The following is a 2,155-nucleotide window of genomic DNA, read 5'->3' as shown; positions in this document are numbered from 1 at the left end:
GCCACGATGGACTGGATGGAGCAGGAGCAGGAGCGAGGCATCACGATCACCTCCGCCGCAACCACCACCTTCTGGAATCGCTTCAACGAGCAGTACCAGATCAACATCATCGACACGCCCGGGCACGTGGACTTCACCGTCGAGGTGGAGCGCAGCCTGCGGGTGCTTGATGGCGCGGTGGCGTTGTTCTGCGCGGTGGGCGGGGTGGAGCCGCAGTCCGAGACCGTGTGGCGGCAGGCGGACAAGTACGGCGTGCCCCGGATCGCGTTCGTGAACAAGATGGACCGGGTGGGGGCGGACTTCGAGAACGTGGTCCAGATGATGAAGGACCGACTCGGAGCCAAGGCCTACCCGCTCCAGTATCCGCTCGGCGAGGGGGAGCTCTACACGGGGCACATCGACCTCGTCCGGATGGTCGAGGTGGTGTACGACGAGGACTCTCTCGGCGTGAAGTGGACGGAGGGTCCGGTTCCCGATGCGCTCCGCGAGAAGGCCGACCAGCTCAGGCACGAGCTGATCGAGGCCTCGGTCGAGCACGACGAAGAGCTGCTCGAGCACTACCTGGAGGGCCGGGAGCTCGAAGAGGACGAGGTGCGCAGGGCGGTGCGGAACGCCACCCTGGCCGGTGCCATCACCCCGGTGCTGTGCGGCGCCTCGTTCAAGAACAAGGGCGTGCAGAAGCTCCTCGACGCGGTAGTGGACTACCTCCCGTCGCCCGTCGAGATGCCGCCCGTCAAGGGGCACCTGCCCAACCACGACGAGCACTTCGTGAACCGGGCCCCGAAGGATGACGAGCCCTTCTCGGCCCTCGTGTTCAAGATCATGACCGATCCGTTCGTCGGCCGGCTGGCGTACTTCCGGGTGTATTCCGGGACGCTCGAGGCGGGATCTCACATCCTGAACGCGACGCAGGGCAAGAAGGAGCGGATCGGGCGGCTGCTGCAGATGCACGCCAACAAGCGCGAGGAAGTGGACAGCTTCACCGCGGGCGACATCGGAGCGGCCATCGGGATGAAGGTGGCCCGGACGGGCGACACCCTCTCGGATCCCGAGGAGCCGGTGATCCTCGAGGCGATGAGCTTCCCGGAGCCGGTGATCCGCGTGGCGATCGAGCCCAAGACGAAGGCCGATCAGGACAAGCTGTCGCAGGCCCTCGCGAAGCTGATGGAGGAGGACCCGACCTTCCGCGTCTACACGGACGAGGAGACGGGCCAGACGATCATCAGCGGCATGGGCGAGCTCCACCTCGAGATCATCGTCGATCGCCTGCAGCGCGAGTTCAAGGTCAACGCGAACGTCGGGCGGCCGCAGGTGGCCTACCGCGAGACCATCCGGAAGGGCGTGGACAGCGTCGAGGCCCGGTTCGTACGGCAGACCGGTGGACGGGGCCAGTACGGTCACGTGGTCATCAACATCGAGCCCACGGAACCGGGGATCGGCTTCGTGTTCGAGGATGCCATCGTCGGGGGCGCGATCCCGCGCGAGTTCATCCGCCCCGTGCAGCAGGGAATCCGGGAGGCCATGGATTCGGGCGTGCTGGCGGGCTATCCGCTGATCGACATCAAGGCCACCCTGGTCGACGGCTCGACGCACGACGTCGACTCGAGCGAGATGGCCTTCAAGATCGCGGGCTCGATGGCTCTCAAGGAGGGCGTCAGGCGGGCCGATCCGGCGATCCTCGAGCCGATCATGGACGTCGAGGTGGTGACGCCGGAGGAGTACCTCGGCGACGTGATGGGAGACCTGTCGAGCCGGCGCGGCAAGATCGGGGGGATGACCCAGCGGGCGCAGGCCCAGGTCATCGGCGCCTCGGTGCCGCTTTCGGAGATGTTCGGATACTCGACGGTGCTGCGCTCGCTCAGTCAGGGCAGGGCCGTGTACACGATGCAGTTTTCTCACTACGCGCAGGTTCCGCAGAGCAAGGCCGAAGAAATCATGGCCGGGCGCTGACCGGGACCATCGGATGACGGCCGGGAGGCGCTAGAGCTTCCCGGCGAAACAGGGTTACAGGCACCAGGAGAACGGCAGGATGGCGAAGCAGAAGTTCGAGCGGACGAAGCCGCACGTGAACGTGGGAACGATCGGTCACGTGGACCACGGGAAGACGACGCTGACGGCGGCGATCACGGAGGTACAGGCGGCGAAGGGTCTGGCG

2 protein-coding genes are annotated in these 2,155 nt (G+C 66.3%); both read left to right on the top strand.

Annotated features, from left to right (window positions below; all coding sequences use genetic code 11):
- Positions 1 to 1,950: elongation factor G (fusA, locus tag AC36XV_RS01895; protein WP_492201986.1), on the top strand; the 1,950-nt coding region annotated here is incomplete at its 5' end.
- Between the two features lie 79 nt (positions 1,951 to 2,029).
- A partial coding sequence (locus AC36XV_RS01890) for a GTP-binding protein (RefSeq protein ID WP_492201911.1) occupies positions 2,030 to 2,155 on the top strand: 126 nt, incomplete at its 3' end.

The organism is Candidatus Benthicola sp. (assembly GCF_058719085.1).
The sequence above is the reverse complement of the archived record's forward strand: the minus strand, read 5'-3'. Positions and strand labels throughout refer to the sequence as shown.